Here is a 17,311-nt window from a genome sequence, read left to right on the forward strand (position 1 = left end):
CACGGCAAAGTCGGGCCTGAAGGCCGGGCCGCAGCCAGTAGTACGGAAAAGTTATGGATGGCCGGACTGGTGGCGGAAGAAGGAGACTGTGGCCGCGAGGGCCTTCTCGGCAGCGGCCGGACTTCCGTCCTCCAGCCGCCACATGTGGTCGGCGTCCTCGATGAGGAGGAGTTCGACGTCGGCGCCGGCCTTCTGCAGTTCGGCGGCCAAGGACTCCGATTGGGCGGCGGGAACAAACCTGTCTGCCGTGCCGTGGACCAACAGGAAGGGCGGAGCGTCAGGATGGACAAAGCTGATGGGGCTCGCTGCCGCGGCTCTCTCCGGATTTTCGGCCAGTACCGCGCCCACCAGCAACTCTTCCCTGGAGCCAGGATCGCTGGCACGCGCGACAGCGTTGGGCAGCGCTTGCTCCCCCATGTGAACCAGATCGGTGGGCGGGTACCACGCCGCGACCGCAGCGACCTTGCTCTCGCCTGCCCCGGTGAGGGCAACAAGACTGGCCAGGTGCCCGCCTGCGGAGTCGCCCCAGGCATAAATACGTTGGGGATCAACGCCGTAGTGCTCAGCATGCTCCCGGAGCCATTGAACTGCGGCCAAGGCATCGTGGAGCTGAGCTGGAAACTGCGCCTCGGCGCTCAGCCTGTAATCTGCCGACGCCACGACGAATCCGGCTTCGGTAAGAACATGAAAGGGCCTCAGGCCGAAGCCATCGCACACCGGCCCCAGGGAGGAACGCTCCCCTACGCGCCAGCCGCCACCGTGGAAATGAACGACGGCGGGACGCAGCTTGTGGTGGCCGGCGGACCCGGGCGCGGATTCCGGCAGGTAAAGATCGAGCAACAGCGGCCGCGAGCCGTCGTCGCCGGTGCGGGCAAACTCAATCCCGGTGAGTATGCGGCCCTCCGTCATCGTTGACTCCCTCTGCGTCTTTCGCCGGATCCTAGATGTTCCGGGCGTTCCCTCCAAGGATGTCGAAGACGCTCCCCGGCGTGAACAGTCGATTTCAATCATTGGAACCGTCAGCACTGGCCAGCTCAGAAGCCAGGAACGCCAACCCGCGTTGGACTATGTCCAATGCCGCGGAGTGGTTGAGGTAACCGTGAGTGGCTCCCTCCTCGAGTCTGAACGCTACCTCGACCCCGGCACCGCGAAGGCTTTGTGCATACATTTCTGCCGAGGGACGGAGGTCGTCGTATTCGCAGGCCACTACGGCAGCAGGAGGCAACCCTGTGGGATCTCCATGCCCGGGCACGGCATAGGAGGATGCCGAGCTCGCCGGCCCGCCGAGGTAATTTTCCAACATGGCCGTGCAGTCCTCGGCCGAAAACCGCAAAAAAGGTGGCAGTGAGGACATCACCGCGGACGGCACCGTCACTGGCGGCACCGTCGAGTGGAGGAACGGATAGGCCAGAAGCATCTTCGCCGGCAGCGGCGAGCCGATATCTTTAAGGTACATGGCGGCCCCACATGCCAGGTTGGCTCCCGCGCTCGCCCCACCAAGGCAAAGCCTGCCCGGATCGATTCCCAGGCCACTGGCCTGTTCAACGGCCCAGAACCATGCCGCGATGACGTCTTCGTGCGGGACGGGAAAATGCACCCCGCCCCTGGCCAACCGGTAGTCAACGGAAATGACCACTCCGCCGGTCCTGGCCACGAGTTCACGGGCCAGCTGGTCGGCTTCGCGCATCTCCAGGTCGCCGCCGGCAAACCCGCCACCATGCAACCAGACCAAACCGGGACCACCGCCGTCGTCCGCTTTGCCCCGCAGCGGGCCATCCACGCGCAGCGGGCCATCCTCGCCCAGAGGACCGTACACGCGCAACGGGACCAGGCCGTTGGGACCTAGTGCCTGCGCCTCCATGACGTGGACCCGGGGAGGCGAATACGGGAGGCCCGCCCCGCCGAACGCCTCCAGCCTGTTCATCCCTGATGGATTGGCAAGCAACTCAGCGAAGGACGCCTCCCCGGCCACTGGCTCCATCAGTGCACGGAGCCCGGCGTCCAGGCTCATTGCTGCCCGAATTCACGCCGGAAGAAGTCGATGGACGTCTCCAGGATCCAATCCACCTGCTCTTCGGCAAAAAAGAAGCAGTGGTCCGCGCCCTCGATGGTGATGAGTTTATTCTGTACGCCTGCCCGTTCCAGGGCATCGGCGAGAAGTTCGCTTTGGGAGTGCGGCACCAGGCCATCCTTGTTGCCATGAATCAGCAGGAACGGAGGTGCTCCGGCTGTGACATATCCAAGGGGGCTGGCTGCGTGCAGCAGTGCCGGTTCCGGTGAGCCTCCCACGAGCATCGTTCCGGGATCAAGCGAAGCTCCTCGCGGGACGGCCGCGGTCAGTGGACCGTTCAGGAAGGACTCCACTCCTTGCCGTCTTGAAACATCGTTGAGCGAAGAAATGCCGTAGAAGTCCACCACCGCGTTGACTGCGCTGGACTGGCCCTGCACGCCGAGCCCGCCTTCGAGGTCGTCCCGGGAACCGGTGAGCCCCAGAAGTGCAGCGAGGTGGCCTCCTGCCGATTCGCCCCACGCCCCGATCCTGTCCGGATCGATTCCCAACTCATCAGCGTGGTGCCGGAGGTAGCGGACCGCTGCTTTGATGTCGTGCAGCTGGGCGGGGAAAGGGGCCTCGAGGGAGTGCCGGTAGTCCACCGTTGCGCACGCGATCCCAGCCTCGTTCAACAGCCGGAACACAGAGTCCGGGGCGAAGGTCGGCGGGAGCTCCCTCCGGTCGCCCAACTGGAACGCTCCCCCATGGATCCACACGACCACCGGGACGGCGGCTTCGGAAGTCTTCCGGGGCAGCCATACGTCCATGGAAAGGCGGCGGAAACCGACCGTGATGGCGTAACTGAGTTCCCGGTGCAGCAGCGATTCCTCCGACACCTCTTCAGGTTTGACTGGCGCATGAAAGGCGGGAAACGGCGGCGGGGTGGGTACCCGGTGTGAATCAGGGCTGATATCGGCAGTCTTTGCTGGTGTTTGAAGGGTCACTGGTTGCTCCTGGAGTCTTGGGCGGAAAATCAGGCGTAGTGGCAGGCGACGTCAGCTTCGCCGACGCGCCGCAAGGCGGGCCGTTCGGAGGCGCATAGTTCCGTGGCCAGCGGGCAGCGCTGACGGAAAGGACATCCGCCGGCGGTCGTTGAGACAGCGGCGGCAGTCCTGACTCCCATGGATTCACGGACAGCCCGGCGCTGCGCTTGTTCGGCCGGGCGTGGCACCGGTGATGCCGCAACGAGGGCTTGGGTAAAGGGATGCTTCGGCGATTCCGTGACCGCTGCGGCAGGGCCGGCCTCCATGACCTGCCCCCGGTACAGGACCACCACCCGTTGGGCCAGGAACTGGACCACGGAGATGTCGTGGGCAATGAACAGGTAGCTCAGGCCGCGCTCGTCCCGCAGATCGGCCAGGAGGTTCAAAACCTGCGCCTGCGTTGACAGGTCCAAGGCGCTGACAGCTTCGTCGCAGACTACAAGCTGTGGTTCGCAAATGAGCGCGCGTGCCACCGAAATGCGCTGCCGTTGCCCGCCGGAGAACTGGCTCGGGTACCGGTCCACGGCTTCCCGCGGCAGTCCCACCCGTTCCAGCATGTCCTCTGCTTTGGTGCGGGCCTCGCCGCCGGCAATACCGCGGACGCGTAAGGGTTCTGCCAGTGAGGCGCCGATTGTCTTCCTGGGATTCAGCGAAGAGTTGGGGTCCTGGAACACAGCCCGGAGCTCACTGCCAATGGCGCGGCGCTTGCCCGAGCCCGCATGCGTGATGTCCTCACCCTTGAATTCCACGGAACCGCCGGACACCTTCTGCAGGCCGAGGATCGCTTTGCCAATGGTCGACTTGCCCGAGCCGGACTCCCCCACCAGACCCACCGTTTCACCGGGCTGGATGGTGAAGCTGACACCGTCGACGGCTGGCGGTGCCGCAGAGGCCTTCCGACCCGTGCCGTAGCGGACCACCAGGTCCTTGACGTCGAGCATGGGCCCGGGCCTGACGGCCATGGCCGCGGAGCTCAACAGCGGGGTTTCGATGCTCATGCCAGGTCCTTTTCTACGATGTCCAGTCTGTGCCGGGCGGGTACGTCCGCCGGAACCGCGTGTTCTGAAGGGAGCTCAGTGGGCACCCACGACAACCCTTCAATGGCCAGTTCATCGGCCTTGACGCAACGCACCAGGCCGGACCCCGTTCCCGAAGGCAGGAGGGGCACAGGTACCAGGCAGGCAGATCCTGCGAACTGGCAGCGGGCGGCAAACCGGCAGCCTGCCGGCCAGTCCTTGGGCTGCGGCACCTGGCCCTGGATGGTGGCCAGGCGTTCGGGCATATCGTCTGCCGTATTCGCGTGGGGATCGGCCGCAAGCAGTGCCAGGGTGTAAGGATGCCGTGGGTTGTCCAGGATGCCGGCTGTGCGGCCGTTCTCCACCACTTGGCCGGCGTACATGACCGCAACGTGGTCGCAGATGTCGGCCACTACTCCGAGGTCGTGCGTCACCATGACTACAGACATGCCCGTGTCCTTCACGAGCGTTCGGAGGAGGGACAGGATCTCTGCCTGGACGGTAACGTCCAAGGCGGTGGTCGGTTCGTCGGCAACCAACAGGCGTGGATTACCGGACAACGCCAGGGCAATGGCTACGCGCTGTGCCATGCCGCCCGAGATCTGGTGCGGGTAGGTCTTGAGGATGCGCTTCGCGTCAACGATCCCCACCTTCTCCAGCAGGCCCAACGCATCGGCGTTCGCTGCCGTCTTTCCCACCGAACGGAGTCGGCGGATGGCAGAAGTCAGCTGGTAGCCCACGGTGAACATCGGATCCAGTGCCCGCATTGGCTCCTGGGAGATGAGGGCGATGTCGCGCCCCCGGATGCCTTCCAAGTCCTTGTCCGTGGCAGCGGCCAGGTTCCTGCCGTTCCAGAGAATCTGCCCGCCGGTGATGGCGACGCCGGAAGGCAGCAACCCCATCAGCGACAACGCGGTCATGGTCTTGCCGCAGCCGGACTCGCCAACCAGCCCAAGGACCGTTCCCGGCTCGACGTCGAAGGAGACGTCCGTGACCAGTGGAGTGCCGCCGTCGACCCCTACGGAGACTCCGCGGACGCTCAGTTTGCCGGCCCCAGGTGCGTCGCGCACCGCAGGGGCGGCCGCGGCTGCGGCGGCAGCCTGAGCGGCCCGCTTTCGCCGGATGGCGGCGGAGGGAAGGTGCGAAGCTGTGGCGTTGGGGGCCTTGCCCAGGGCGTTGCCGATCGCGTTGGCCGACAGAACCGTCAGGGCCAACACAACGCCGGTGGGAACCATAAGCCATGGGGCGTCGTAGACATGCTGTGAGGCACTCTGGATCATGCCGCCCCAGCTGGGCTGGGGCAGCGGTGGACCGAAGCCGATGAACGCGAGGCCGGCCTGGATCAGGAGGCCCACTGCGAAGATCAGCGCCGATTGCACCACGATGGTGGTCGCCAGCCCGGGCAGTACGTGGCGGGCGCTGATGGCAACAGGGCCCAGGCCGTCCACCTTGGCCGCATCCACGTAGAGCTGGTTTTGCAAGGACTTTGCCTGGCCGAGCATCACCCGGTAAATGCCGGCTGAGATCAGAACGCCCAGGATGGCCATGATCAGGGGGATGTTGGTGCCCACGGCGCCAATGACGGCCAGGATAATGACCGTTCCGGGCAACGACATCATGATCTCGGTGACCCGGCTGATGACGCCTTCGGCCCGCAGGCTGTTGGCCGCGGCCAGTGCCATCAGGGTCCCAAGCCCGACGCCGACCAACACCGTGATGAACGAGGTCCCCAGTGTCTCGGCTGCTGAGGCGAAGATCCGGCTGAGGATGTCCCGGCCCAGTTCATCCGTGCCAAGCCAGTGCGCGGCGGTCGGTCCGGAGAGGACGGCGGTGAAGTCCTGGTCTTCGGTTTTGAAGGGCAACCACCAGGGCGCCGTCAGGGATGCGATGATCATCGCCGCCAGCCAGAGGGTGCCGGCCATCCCCGCTGGGGAGGTGAGCAGTCGGTGCCCTGAAAGCCTGGCCAGGGCTGTCCTGCGTGGGGATGCCGGGGGTGTTGCCGGCGTTGTTGCTGGAAGGGTGGGAATCATGAGGCACGCAACTTCGGGTCAAGGAATTTGGTAGCGATTTCGAGCACCAGGTTCACAGCGACCACAACCACCGTGGCGATCACCACTACGCCTTGGACTGCCGGGGCGTCGTGGGTGCTGACGGAGGTTTGGACGGCTTGGCCAAGGCCCGGCATGGCGAATAGTTGCTCGGCAATGACGGAACCGCCGAAAAGGCCGATGAACTGCAGCGCGATGCCTGCCACGATCGGCAAGCTCGCATAGCGCAGGGCGTGGATATAGAGGATCTTCCATGTGGGAGTAGCTGTGGCGCGGAGCGTCCGGATGTGTTCCTGCTGCAACGCCTCGAGCATGGAAGCCCTGGTCTGCCGGGCAATAAACGCTGCGCCGCCAACGGCGAGCGTGATCACGGGAAGGGCCAGGGACATCGCCCAATCCTGCGGGGAGACGTCGAACGGGACATAGCCGGTGGCCGGGAAAACGGACGATTGGACGGCGAAGAGGTAAACGAAGATGACGCCGATCCAGAACGCAGGCAGCGCGACGAGGAGCCCGACGAATCCTCCAATGAGCTGATCCAGGAGGCCACCGCGAACAGCTGCTGTGACGCCGAGGACGATGCCGAAGACTGCGCTGAGGACGGTGGCGCCGGCGGCGAGGGAAGCGGTGACCGGAAGCCTGTTGGCCAGGTCTGCACTAACGGACCGGCCGTCAATGAGGGAGTTTCCGAGGTTGCCTTGGACGGCATCACCGAGCCAGCGGAAGAACTGGCCCACCAGCGGATCGTTCCAGCCGAGCGATTGGTTCAACTGGTCGATGGCCTCCTGCGAAGCGCCTGCTCCCAGCGACACCGCACCTGGGCTGCCTGGCATGGCGTGGACCAGCAGGAACGCCAGTACCGCCACCACCAGCACGGTGGTGAGCGCCATCAGCAGGCGTTTGGTGACGAACATTGCCATGGTGACCTCCATTGGTCGGGCAGGGCGCCGGTTCCTGGGAACCGACGCCCTGTCATCGGTGGATCAGTTGGTGGGTGCGTACGAGGACAGCAGCGGGTACACGTTGCTTCCGGCGAACTTCACCTGCTGGACCTTCTTGGTGTTGTAGCCCTGGTTGGTGAGGGATTCATAGAGCGGGATCATCCAACCGGACTCCACCAGGCGGGTGTTGAGCTTGGTCAGGGCGGTCTTCCTGGAAGCATCGTCCTTCGCCGCCGCAGCCTCGGCCGTCGCAGCATTCAGCTGATCATCCGTAGCTTTCTGGACATTGGTGAAGCCGCTGAGGACGGCTCCGTACATCAGTCCAACCGGGTTGTCCCAGCCCAAGGGGGCGTAACCCAGCGGGGTTGTAGCCACGGCTGCGAAGGCTTCATCCGTGGAGGCCGCCAGCTTGACGTTCATGGTGATTCCAACGGCTGCCAGGTCCTTTTGTACTGCCTGCAGGTCCGTTTGCGTCTGGGGGCCGGCAATGATGGTGAACTCGAAGCCGCTGCCGTACCCGGCTTCCTCCAAGAGGCTCTTGGCCTTGGCGGGATCATAGGCGTAGGTCTTGTTCAGTTCTTCCGAGAATCCCGCAGAGTCCTTGGGCAGTGCGTTCCATGCAGGAATGTCGCCCTTGTGGAGCGCGTCCACCAAAGCTTGGCGGTTGATGGCGTACTGGAAGGCCTGGCGCACCTTTTCGCTGGCGAATGCAGGTGCGGTCTTGCCGATCTTGTCGAAGGAGATCATGGTCTGGACGGTGCCGCCGATCTGGGATACGCCCACTCCCTTGGACTTGGCGAAGTCGACCGTGGGAGAGGTCAGCGAGGCGACGTCCGCCTGGCCGGAAACCAGCGCGTTGGCACGGGCCTGGGGGTCCATGATCACGCTGAAGGTGATCTTGTTGTACGGGTATTTGGAGGCGTCAGCGTTCTTGTCGTTCTTGGTGAAGACGTACTTGTTGCCCTTCACAGTTGTGGCGCTGTCCAGGGTGTAGGGCCCGGAGCCGTCCGGGGTGGTGGCCAGGCTGGCTGTGTCCGTAACGGCTTTCTTGCCTACGATCATGCCCAAGGTGGAGGTGAGGTTCTTTTCGAATCCCGGCTGGGCTTTTGCGAACGTTATGGCCACTTGGGTGGGGCTGACAACATCCACGGAGGCAATTTCCTGTGCACCGCCCTTCGCTATGGCCGAGTACGCGCTGAGGGCGGTGTCGGTGCGACGGTCAAGGTTGGCCTTGACCAAGGCTGCGTCCAAGGTGGACCCGTCAGTGAAAGTCACGCCTTCCTTGAGGGTCAACGTGAGGACGGTGTTGTCCGCGTTGTAGCTGAATTCCTTGGCAAGGCCGGGACCAACGCTGCCATCTGGTTGAAGGGTCATGAGGTTCTCGTAGAGGCCTTCGAAGAACTGGCGCTGGGCGTCCGAAACCCGCAGGGGGTCATAGCCGAACGATGCACTGTCGCTGTCTGTTGCGATGGTCAGCGTGCTCTTGTCCACGTTGGATGTGGCAGCTGAACCGCCACCGCAGGCTGTGAGTGACCCAAGGAGGAGCGCCCCGGCCAGGACGGCCGCGCTCCGACGTGCAGGTGAGGTGAGGAGATTCATGTGCTGCGCCTTCGCATTCGTGATGGAATCGTGTGTCGAGATGTGGGACCGGCGGCCTGGACATGGTCGGCTGTGACCTGTCCGGGCCGATCCGACGGCGCCCTCTCGTCAGATGGCTTCCGGTAACCGGCTTCTTCAAGAGTCCTTTGAGGGCAGCCCTTCGCCCCATGTGTATTTCATTGGTTGAAACAGTATTGTGGTGGAGATCACTCGGGGCGTTGAAAGGATTCATGTTGACGCAGGCCAACGATGGGAACGGCATCGAAAAACCGCAGCGCGGCAAGCGGCCCAAGCAGGGCGAACCCGTGATCGACCGCGCCCTGAGCCTTCTCGCCGTCTTCAGCGACCGGCGTCGTGCGTTGACGTTGTCGGACATGGCGAGGTTGGCTGATATGCCGGCTCCCACTGCCCTGCGCTTGATCGGGCGCCTTGTTGCGTGGGGAGCCTTGGAGCGTTTGGAGGACGGGCGTTACGTTGTTGGCGTCAGGTTGTGGGAGGTAGCATCGCTGTCACCCCGCGGGCACGGCGTCCGGGAGATCGCACTGCCCTACCTTGAGGACCTCTTCGCAGTGACGCGCCATCATGTGCTGCTTGCCGTGCGGGACAAAAATGAGGCCGTGCTGATCGAGCGGTTGTCATCCAAGGAGGCCACGGAGGTCGCCTATCGCGTCGGCGGGCGGGCGCCGTTGAGGTCGACGGCGGTGGGCCTGGTCCTGCTGTCCGGTGCCGATGCAGACTTCCAGGAGTCAGTGATCACTCAGCCACCCGACGCCGAGGTGGGAGTGGATTCCATGCCGGAAGGTCAACTGAGGCGCACGCTCTCCGATGTCCGCAGGACGGGCCTGGCCATGATCCGGCGATCTGCACCCTCAAAAACCGTATCGGTGGCCTCACCCATATACGGCGCGGAAGGGTCCGTGGTGGCGGCGCTGTCCATTGTGGTTCCTGATGGCGCTACGCCTCCGAATGTCCTGGCGCCGGCTGTTCAGGCGACTGCCCGGGCGGTATCGCGAAACCTGGGCTTCAACCCGGGACCCAGCGAGAGTGTGCGGATGCGCTAGATCGCTTCAGCGGCGTCCAGATATTCGGGGGCAAGGAGCGACCTGGCCAGGCGCCGCGCGTAGTCCCGGACACCCTCCACCAGGTCCAGGGTTCCCCCGGACAGCACATATTGCAACTGAAGGCCGTCGCTGACGGCGATGATTTCCCGGGCGCATGCTGCCGGGTTGGTGTCCGACCGGAGATAGCCACGCTCAACGCCCTCGGCGAGCCGCCCGGCCGTCTCACGCACGGCCCGTTCGTACCATGAGGCATACAGCTGGTGCGCGGGCGTGGTGGTGTCCGCGGCCTCGGCGGAGATCAGCACGAAAAGCTCAATAAGGCCCGGCTCCCCCACCAGCTCACGCGTGGAGTCCACCATGTTGTGGAACAGCGTAACCGGCTCCTTGGCATTGCCTTCCTGGCGCGAACCCCACCACGTTGCCGTTCGTTCCAACCGCTGCTCCGCAACACCGAGCAGGAGGTGCTTCTTGGAACGGAAGTGATGCATGAGGCCGCTTTCACTGAGGCCGACGTCCGCTGCCACTTGGGACAGGGGAACCTTGTGATAGCCGGAGGCTGCGAAAAGCCTGGTTGCGGCATCCAGGATTTCGGCGCGCTTGGCACGCCCAACTTCATAGCTTCCTGTTTTCCGACGTGTTCGCACCTTCCCAGCGTAGACAAAGCTGTAGTGAATAAAAACAGTGCACACGTTGTTTTTATGTTCTACCATTGGCGAAAGCGGTGACGATGCCGGCTTTCCCAGAGGAGTTCCCTTGACTGACCACCGATCTTCCCTGTCGCCGCAGGCGGCACTTAACGCCGCCACGTGGATCTCTCCAGCAGAAGATCAACCGGCTGAACCCGGCAAGCGGCCTGCGTACTGGATACGCAGCCACTTCACGTGGAGCCCGGACGACGGCGAGACGACAGCACATGCCACGGCCCACGGCGTCTACGAACTGTTCGTCAACGGCACCCGCGTCGGTGATGAGGAACTGACTCCGGGCTTCACCGCCTACCGCCAACGGCTGCAGGTCCAGTCCTGGGATATCACCCACCACCTGGTCAGTGGCGGGAACGTCATCACCGCATTGCTCTCGGATGGCTGGTTCCGCGGCAGGCACGGCTTTGAACGCCGGGCCGATGGCTTCGGCACGGCCACAGCTTTCCTCGCATCCGTCACGTCCGCCCGAGCACCCCTTGCCGCTACAAGCCATCACTGGGAATGCCGCGAAAGCCACATCACCCGCGCCGACCTCATGGACGGCCAAACGGTCGACTTCCGGCTTTTGAGCCCAGCAGCGGAAAGCACGACGGCGGATGGCTGGCTTCCCGTGGTTGCCCGGCGGGGCGGGTTGTACGACAACCGGGAGCGGCTCGTCCGATCCATCGCCCCACCCGTGCGGCGCATTGAGGAGCTGGCTCCCGTCACTGTGGCTGTTCCTGCGTCAGGCATCACCGTGGTTGACTTCGGCCAGAACATCAACGGCTGGGTTCGCCTGCGGGCGCTGGGGCCCTGCGGAACACGCATCACACTCAGGCACGGCGAAATACTGGGCGACGCCGGCCTGGTATCCACCGAAAACATCCGGGCCTTCGACTTCGCCAGCAAAACTCCCCTGCCCGCCGGCCAAATCGACGAGGTCATCTCAGCGGGCCGCGCAGGGGACGTTTTTGAACCGCGGCACACGACCCACGGCTTCCGATACGTCCAACTTGAAGGCAACGTTGACGCCATAGCGCCCGAGGACGTCACCGCCGTCGTGGTCCATTCCGATCTCCAGCGCACCGGCACCTTCGAAAGCAGCAACAACCGTCTCAATGCCCTGCACGACGCCATCCTTTGGAGTTTCCGCAGCAATGCGTGCGACGTGCCGACTGACTGCCCGCAACGGGAACGGTCCGGCTTCACCGGCGACTGGCAGGTCTTTGTGGATACGGCCGCCCTCATGTTCGATGTCTCGGGATTCAGCGCAAAGTGGCTCCGGGATCTGTCGGCGGACCAGTGGCCCGACGGCCGTGTGCCCACTGTGGTTCCGAATCCGGCCGGCGACGGACCCTCCGGCAACTTCTTCGAAGATCTGGCAACGGGGTCCGCAGGATGGGGTGACGCAGCCGTCTTCGTCCCGTGGTCCTTGTGGCGTGCCTATGGAGACCGACAGTCGTTGCGGGAAGCGTTCCCCTCCATGCGCTCCTGGGTTGACTACGCATCCAGAGCCGCGGCCAGCGGACGCCACCCTGAACGGGCTGCAGCACGGCCCGCTCCCCTGCCCCACGAGCAGTACCTATGGGACACCGGCTTCCACTTTGGCGAATGGCTGGAACCGGACACACCACCAAATCCGGACCCCGCGCGGGATCATGGCATCGTTGCTACGGCCTACCTCTACCGGTCTGCTGACCTGCTGGCGAAAGCGGCCGGCGTACTCGGTGATTCCACGACCGCTGACCATTACTGCACACTGGCCGCCGAAATCCTCTCGGCCTGGCGCGAAGAGTACCTTGACGACTCCGGCTTGTTGTTGGAAGAGTCCCAGGGACACTACGTCCGAGCCCTGGCCTTCGGCCTCGTACCGCCCCACCTTGCGCCCCTCGCTGCCGCCAGGCTCGTTGAACTCATCGGCCTCAACGGAAACCGGCTGGGCACCGGCTTCCTCGCCACAGGCCTCCTGCTGCCAACGCTCGCTGACCACGGTTATCCCGACGTTGCCTACGAGCTCCTGCTTTCCACCGGCTCACCCTCCTGGCTGGGGATGCTCGACGCCGGGGCCACCACCATGTGGGAATGGTGGGATGGAGTGACAACCAGTGGTGCCCGTGGGTCCCTCAACCACTACAGCAAAGGCGCAGTGGGATCGTTCCTCTACACACACGTGGCTGGTATCCGCCTTCCGGAGTATCCAGACGAGGCACACACCGGTTATCGCACGGTGACCATAGCCCCGCAGCCGGGGGGCGACATCGCCTGGGCGAGTGCCGCCGTCGATACCGTCCACGGCCGGATCAGCAGCGCCTGGAGCATCGAGCATGGAAAGTTCACGCTCCACGTGGAAATCCCGATGTCCGTGAATGCGACGGTGAAGATGCCGGACGGCTCAACGCATACTGCAGGGGGTGGCTCGCATGAGTTCACCAGCGGACATCACGATCCCCTTCCTCGTTATTAACGACGTCGCGGACCCAGCTGTTGGACGCTGTGGTCGCCCCATCAGCCCCGGCCCGGGCCCGGGCCAGCGACGATGGTTCTCGCAAGTCCTGTGACGCGCTGGTGGAAAACTTCGATGCTCTCTTCTTCGACCATGAGGAACCGGGCTCCGTACATGAGCCGAAGCAGGCACTCGGCATACACCGCGCGAACAGCTGTGGCTCCTACCGTAAAGTCGGCCGGAATTACCTGGGCAAGGCGGCGTACGAATTCCTGGGAGGCCAAGGCACCTCTCTCGAGAAGCTCCTCGTCCCGCGCGCTGCGGTCGGTGAGGGCCCGCAGGGCGCCTGCGTGCCTTTCAAAGACTCCCATGACCACCTGCGCTGCGCCGCCGGCACCTTCAGAGGGCGACGCATCGACTCGTAGGAATTGGGTAATGAGCTCACCTTCGGTGCGGGCGATGCGCTCCAGCCAACGTTCGTGAACAGCGAGAAACAGCCCGGCTTTCCCATCGACGCGCGCGTAGAGCGAAGGGGCTGAGATCTTGGCCCGGCGGCAGACCTCGGTGATGGTCAACCCGTCCCAGCCATGTTCTTCAAAGAGTTCCATCCCTACGTGGAGCGCGCGCTCCCAGCTTTGCCTGCTTCGATCCTGTTGGGGTGCGCGCTCGGTGGGAGCATGTCCTTGCTTCATTGACTCAGGCTATCTGGCCGCACGGACCAGCCCTTCTCCCATTTCCTTCAGCTGTGCGACGATCTCACTGGGACTCTTCTCGCCGACCTGCCTTTGCAGGATCGAAGTGTGGTCGAGGACGAAATCCCGAAGAGGTCGCAGGAAGGCGGGCGCGTGATGGAACACCTTGCCCAAAATGTAGGCTTGCTGAACCTGGGAGTTCGTGTGTGCGATGCGGCGCGAGTCGTAACTCCGAAGCGCTGCGGTAACTGATTCCGTGTCTGCGAGATCGACGCCCGTCAGGCATTGGGCCAGTGTGTAGCCGTCGCCGATCGACATGCCGGCACCATAGGCCGCGTAAGGGGAGGTAGCGTGGGCCGCGTCGCCAGCGAGAGTAATACGCCCCTTCGACCAGGCCCAAAACGTGGCGGCTCCCGAAGAACGACCCATCATCGGTTGAAGAACCTCAAGTCAATGGCAGAGTTGCCACAGCCACTTCCCCCGCTGATTGGGCGGACGTAGGCTGTGATTCGGAGAGCCGGGAAGCCTGGTCGGCCCGCTGGGCATCGTGCCCGCGGAACGACTCCGGCAACCGCCTGGGTCGTTGGACCGAGGGACGGGATCCACCATGACATCAGCATCAGAACCAGTCATCGAGACCAAACAGCTTGTCAAAACCTTCGGCAGAACACGTGCCTTGGACGGGCTGGATCTGCAGGTCGGCCCCGGGGAAGTCCACGGCTTCCTGGGACCCAACGGGGCCGGGAAATCAACAACCCTCCGCCTCCTCTTAGGACTGATGCGCCCAACGGCAGGAACAGCCCGGGTTTTTGGACTTGATCCCTGGCGGGACCCTGTCCGGGCGCACCGGGACATAGCTTATGTCCCGGGGGATGTGAGCTTGTGGCCGAACCTTTCCGGTGGTGAGGTCATCGATTTGCTGACAGGCCTGCGCGGGGGCGTCAATGAACCGCTCCGCCGGGTCTTGATCGAAAACTTCGAATTGGATCCGCGCCGCAAGGCCAGGACGTATTCGAAAGGAAACCGCCAGAAGGTGGCCCTGATTGCGGCGTTCGCACGCCCTGCACGCCTGTATCTGCTCGATGAGCCGAGCGCTGGTTTGGATCCTGTCATGGAGTCGGTCTTTCGTCAGCAGGTTCAGCGCGTAACCGCGGACGGCGCCACAGTGCTGCTTTCGAGCCACATCCTCAGTGAGGTTGAACAGCTCTGTGAAAAGGTTACGATCATCCGTGCAGGGCGCACCGTGGAATCAGGGACTCTCGCAGGTTTGCGGCACTTCAAACTCACTCATTTCAGAGTGGAATGCCCCGACCCTGCAGTCTTTGAGTCCCTGCCCGGCGTTCGGGACCTTGTAGTCGACGGCGGTGTGGTTGAGTTCGACGTTGACCCGGCCGATCTCGCGCCGGTACTGCGGGCAGCGGCAGCAGCCCGACTCAGCGGGCTCACCGTGTCCCCACCGTCGTTGGAGTCCCTCTTCCTCAGCCACTACAGCAGCCAGGTGCGTTGATGTCCGGCATGTTTGCCCTGCTCGTGGTTCAGGCGCGCAGGGAACGGGTGCTGCTGCCCGTTTGGATTCTCGGAATCGCTTTTCTGAGTTACATCATCTCCAGTGCCGTTTCCACCGAATTCGGCGACGAAGCAGCCCGGCGGGCGATCATCACTGTTGCTGTCCTTGCAGGTTTGATGAGCACGTTCTTGGTTATCCGGCACACCCGTACGGATGAAGAACTTGGGCGGGCGGAACTAGTCAGTTCCACTCCGGTAGGCCGGGCGGCACCTATTACGGCAACGCTTATCCTAGGAGGGGCAACGAACCTGGTTCTGGCAGTCTGTGTGGCGGCGGGGCTTGCCGCCACAGGTTTGCCCGGCATTGGTGCTCTCACCGCTGGAGCGGCCGTAGGTTCTGTTGGCTGGTTCTTCGTGGCCGTCGGTGGACTTGTAGCACAGATATTGCCCTCGGGGCGGTCGGCCAACGGCGCAGCAGCTGCTTTGGTGGGCGGAGCCTACTTCGTTCGGGGCATTGGTGACGCCTCAGGCATTCCGTCCGCTGATCTGACCCGAGTGACGAGTGGATGGTTTTCGTGGCTTTCCCCCATCGGCTGGGGGCAACGTTCCCGGCCTTTTACGGTGGCTGATCCCACACCTCTGCTGGTATTGACGACAGCGGGCCTTCTTCTGGCCTTGGCCGTGGCAGCGCTCAGGAGCAGAAGAGATTTGGGCGAAAGTCTGCTGGCCGAACGCACAGGGCGGGATCGGCTCGCGTCCGGGTCATCCTCGTTTCTTGGCTTGGCGTGGCACCAGCAACGCTTAACCATTCTTGGATGGTGTGTCTTCGCGGCTCTGCTTGGCAGCATCGCCGGTGGGCTGGGACCTGTAGTCACCCATGTCATCGGCGGCAATGAGTCTCTTCGCGAGCTGATTCTCCGGCTCGTTCCCGGCGGCCGTGGAGAGCTCATTGACGTTTTCACCACCGCCTTGCTGGGCATCGCTGGCGTTCTTGCCGCTGCCGCAGGCGTCCAGGTGGTGCTGCGGCTCCGGGCAGAGGAAGCGGAGGGACGCGCTGAACTGCTATTGGCGGCCCCGCGTTCGTCGGCGCGTTGGCTCGCCGCGAACCTGATAATCGCAGTGGCTTCTGCCGGCGTAGTTGCAGTAGTCGCGGGAACGGCAGCGACGGCAGGACTTGCCCTGTCAGGGGCGGCGAGTGGACCGCCTGGATTGCTGATCGGCGCCGCCCTCGCCCACGTGCCGGCCGCCGTCGTTTTCATCGCTGCTGCGGCCGTGGCCTTCTCTGTCATCCCGCGGGCGAGCATCGCCGTGGGCTGGGGGTTCCTGGCTGTCGGGCTGGTCCTGGGCCAATTCGGCGAACTGATGCGCCTGCCAACCTGGCTCCAGGACCTTAGTCCTTTCCGCCACACGGCGGCGATGCCCGTCGAAGCATTCGATCCCATGGCTGCCCTCAGCATGACCGGCATTGCCCTGGCCGGGGCAGGAATCGCCGGTTATTTACTCAGGCACCGGGACCTCGCAGCCTGAGGAGCTGCTGCAAGAGAGGCGCAGTTGCCCGGTCATGGGTACAAAGGGTGGGCTGGTCCGGACGTGCTGCTGTGATCCGTTATCCAGCATGTGCTGGGCCGCACTCTACTGACGCGGCCCACGCCGAAGGTGCCGTGCGTTGCCTAATGAGTGTCGCCGTCGTGATCGTCGGTGGCGGTCGGATCCAGCGGCGGCCACCACTTCGTCGGAGGTGCAATAACGAACCGGCGACCGGTGATCTCCGTGGGCGTGACCCTGACCAAAACGTCCTTGGCGCCAGGCTGCCATGGGGAAAGACCGGCTTCCACTGCCTCTTGGATGTCTTCAGGATGGGTCACGAACTCCGGGCTTCCTTTGAGGATGACACTCCAGGCGACGGTTCCGTACCGGTTGAACCCATCGGCTTCCAGCGCAATCACCGCCCCGTCCCGCAGGGCATCGTGCTTCGTCCCTGGTCCCGTTCTGAAAAGAACAGTTCCATAGTTCGGCACGTAGTTCACCGGAAAGATCTCGGGCTCTTCGCCGTTGATGAGGGCGATCCTGCCGATGGACACCGATTGAAGGTACTTCCAGCAGTCGTGGACGCTGAGCTCTGTGGTGTCTGGATCCATCGATGTGTTCTCCATGGGGCGAGCCTAACCCGTGAACCGACACGCTGATAGGGCAAAAGGTCCCGCCCCCAGCCCGCGCTCTTCGGCTTTGCTGAGGCGCTCCTGGGCCTTCCACCCAGCGGGCCCCAAGACCAGAGGCAAAGGTCATGAT

General features: G+C 63.9%; 15 protein-coding genes. 4 read left to right on the forward strand and 11 right to left on the reverse strand.

Annotated elements, in window-relative coordinates:
• Positions 1-51 precede the first annotated feature (51 nt).
• From AC6JA3_RS11495 to AC6JA3_RS11525, 7 genes are all read right to left on the reverse strand, one after another.
• The gene (locus AC6JA3_RS11495) at positions 52-909 is read right to left on the reverse strand and encodes an alpha/beta hydrolase (RefSeq protein WP_026540501.1); all 858 of its coding nucleotides are present in this window, start codon (positions 907-909) and stop codon (positions 52-54) included.
• A gap of 94 nt (positions 910-1,003) precedes the next feature.
• Positions 1,004-2,011 carry an alpha/beta hydrolase gene (locus AC6JA3_RS11500; RefSeq protein WP_026540500.1) on the reverse strand — a complete coding sequence of 336 codons (1,008 nt, stop codon included), beginning with the start codon at positions 2,009-2,011 and terminating at the stop codon, positions 1,004-1,006.
• Positions 2,008-2,886, reverse strand: a complete 879-nt coding sequence (locus tag AC6JA3_RS11505; RefSeq protein WP_238324868.1) for an alpha/beta hydrolase — start codon at positions 2,884-2,886, stop codon at positions 2,008-2,010. Before AC6JA3_RS11505 ends, AC6JA3_RS11500 begins: the two co-directional genes overlap by 4 nt.
• A gap of 137 nt (positions 2,887-3,023) precedes the next feature.
• A complete protein-coding gene (locus AC6JA3_RS11510; protein ID WP_051421503.1) occupies positions 3,024-4,031 on the reverse strand; it encodes an oligopeptide/dipeptide ABC transporter ATP-binding protein in 1,008 nt (335 codons plus the stop codon).
• Positions 4,028-6,079, reverse strand: coding sequence for a dipeptide/oligopeptide/nickel ABC transporter permease/ATP-binding protein (locus AC6JA3_RS11515; RefSeq protein WP_026540497.1), 2,052 nt, complete (start codon positions 6,077-6,079; stop codon positions 4,028-4,030). Before AC6JA3_RS11515 ends, AC6JA3_RS11510 begins: the two co-directional genes overlap by 4 nt.
• Positions 6,076-7,029, reverse strand: coding sequence for an ABC transporter permease (locus tag AC6JA3_RS11520; protein WP_026540496.1), 954 nt, complete (start codon positions 7,027-7,029; stop codon positions 6,076-6,078). The genes AC6JA3_RS11515 and AC6JA3_RS11520 overlap by 4 nt, the downstream gene beginning before the upstream one ends.
• A gap of 51 nt (positions 7,030-7,080) precedes the next feature.
• Complete coding sequence (locus AC6JA3_RS11525) at positions 7,081-8,637, reverse strand: ABC transporter substrate-binding protein (RefSeq protein WP_026540495.1); 1,557 nt, start codon at positions 8,635-8,637, stop codon at positions 7,081-7,083.
• A 230-nt stretch (positions 8,638-8,867) separates the two neighbouring features.
• Here AC6JA3_RS11525 and AC6JA3_RS11530 point away from each other — a divergent pair, with 230 nt between their 5' ends.
• Positions 8,868-9,698 carry an IclR family transcriptional regulator gene (locus AC6JA3_RS11530; RefSeq protein WP_081733280.1) on the forward strand — a complete coding sequence of 277 codons (831 nt, stop codon included), beginning with the start codon at positions 8,868-8,870 and terminating at the stop codon, positions 9,696-9,698.
• Here AC6JA3_RS11530 and AC6JA3_RS11535 read toward each other — a convergent pair.
• The gene (locus AC6JA3_RS11535; protein WP_051420777.1) at positions 9,695-10,342 is read right to left on the reverse strand and encodes a TetR/AcrR family transcriptional regulator; all 648 of its coding nucleotides are present in this window, start codon (positions 10,340-10,342) and stop codon (positions 9,695-9,697) included. The two genes, AC6JA3_RS11530 and AC6JA3_RS11535, sit on opposite strands and share 4 nt — an antisense overlap.
• A 109-nt stretch (positions 10,343-10,451) precedes the next feature.
• Between AC6JA3_RS11535 and AC6JA3_RS11540 the strand changes: the two genes are divergently transcribed.
• On the forward strand, positions 10,452-12,845 hold the full coding sequence (locus tag AC6JA3_RS11540; RefSeq protein ID WP_347783436.1) for an alpha-L-rhamnosidase: 2,394 nt from the start codon (positions 10,452-10,454) through the stop codon (positions 12,843-12,845).
• Positions 12,846-12,886: 41 nt separating this feature from the next.
• On the opposite strand, the gene AC6JA3_RS11545 is transcribed toward AC6JA3_RS11540, so the two are convergent.
• Together AC6JA3_RS11545 and AC6JA3_RS11550 are read right to left on the reverse strand one after the other, a co-directional pair.
• Positions 12,887-13,516: a TetR/AcrR family transcriptional regulator gene (locus tag AC6JA3_RS11545; RefSeq protein WP_081733531.1), complete on the reverse strand. Its 630-nt coding sequence runs from the start codon at positions 13,514-13,516 to the stop codon at positions 12,887-12,889.
• Between the two features lie 9 nt (positions 13,517-13,525).
• Complete coding sequence (locus tag AC6JA3_RS11550; RefSeq protein WP_026540491.1) at positions 13,526-13,948, reverse strand: FAD-dependent oxidoreductase; 423 nt, start codon at positions 13,946-13,948, stop codon at positions 13,526-13,528.
• A gap of 175 nt (positions 13,949-14,123) precedes the next feature.
• Between AC6JA3_RS11550 and AC6JA3_RS11555 the strand changes: the two genes are divergently transcribed.
• Positions 14,124-15,023, forward strand: coding sequence for an ABC transporter ATP-binding protein (locus AC6JA3_RS11555; RefSeq protein WP_035760651.1), 900 nt, complete (start codon positions 14,124-14,126; stop codon positions 15,021-15,023).
• Positions 15,023-16,549 (forward strand): ABC transporter permease, encoded by a 1,527-nt coding sequence (locus tag AC6JA3_RS11560; RefSeq protein ID WP_497920132.1) that lies wholly within the window; start codon positions 15,023-15,025, stop codon positions 16,547-16,549. The genes AC6JA3_RS11555 and AC6JA3_RS11560 overlap by 1 nt, the downstream gene beginning before the upstream one ends.
• Positions 16,550-16,692: 143 nt before the next feature.
• Here AC6JA3_RS11560 and AC6JA3_RS11565 read toward each other — a convergent pair whose 3' ends face one another.
• Positions 16,693-17,175: a pyridoxamine 5'-phosphate oxidase family protein gene (locus AC6JA3_RS11565; protein ID WP_026540489.1), complete on the reverse strand. Its 483-nt coding sequence runs from the start codon at positions 17,173-17,175 to the stop codon at positions 16,693-16,695.
• Positions 17,176-17,311: the final 136 nt, after the last annotated feature.

The sequence above is a fragment of the Arthrobacter sp. TmtSoilC79 genome (assembly GCF_059739405.1).

Bases quoted from the DNA above. Each gene is read 5' to 3' on its own strand.
- AC6JA3_RS11495 (WP_026540501.1), bottom strand. From the start codon at position 909: ATGACGGAGGGCCGCATACTCACCGGGATTGAGTTTGCCCGCACCGGC.
- AC6JA3_RS11500 (WP_026540500.1), bottom strand. From the start codon at position 2,011: ATGAGCCTGGACGCCGGGCTCCGTGCACTGATGGAGCCAGTGGCCGGG.
- AC6JA3_RS11510 (WP_051421503.1), bottom strand. From the start codon at position 4,031: ATGAGCATCGAAACCCCGCTGTTGAGCTCCGCGGCCATGGCCGTCAGG.
- AC6JA3_RS11515 (WP_026540497.1), bottom strand. From the start codon at position 6,079: ATGATTCCCACCCTTCCAGCAACAACGCCGGCAACACCCCCGGCATCC.
- AC6JA3_RS11520 (WP_026540496.1), bottom strand. From the start codon at position 7,029: ATGGAGGTCACCATGGCAATGTTCGTCACCAAACGCCTGCTGATGGCG.
- AC6JA3_RS11525 (WP_026540495.1), bottom strand. From the start codon at position 8,637: ATGAATCTCCTCACCTCACCTGCACGTCGGAGCGCGGCCGTCCTGGCC.
- AC6JA3_RS11530 (WP_081733280.1), top strand. From the start codon at position 8,868: ATGTTGACGCAGGCCAACGATGGGAACGGCATCGAAAAACCGCAGCGC.
- AC6JA3_RS11545 (WP_081733531.1), bottom strand. From the start codon at position 13,516: ATGAAGCAAGGACATGCTCCCACCGAGCGCGCACCCCAACAGGATCGA.
- AC6JA3_RS11550 (WP_026540491.1), bottom strand. From the start codon at position 13,948: ATGATGGGTCGTTCTTCGGGAGCCGCCACGTTTTGGGCCTGGTCGAAG.
- AC6JA3_RS11555 (WP_035760651.1), top strand. From the start codon at position 14,124: ATGACATCAGCATCAGAACCAGTCATCGAGACCAAACAGCTTGTCAAA.
- AC6JA3_RS11560 (WP_497920132.1), top strand. From the start codon at position 15,023: ATGTCCGGCATGTTTGCCCTGCTCGTGGTTCAGGCGCGCAGGGAACGG.
- AC6JA3_RS11565 (WP_026540489.1), bottom strand. From the start codon at position 17,175: ATGGAGAACACATCGATGGATCCAGACACCACAGAGCTCAGCGTCCAC.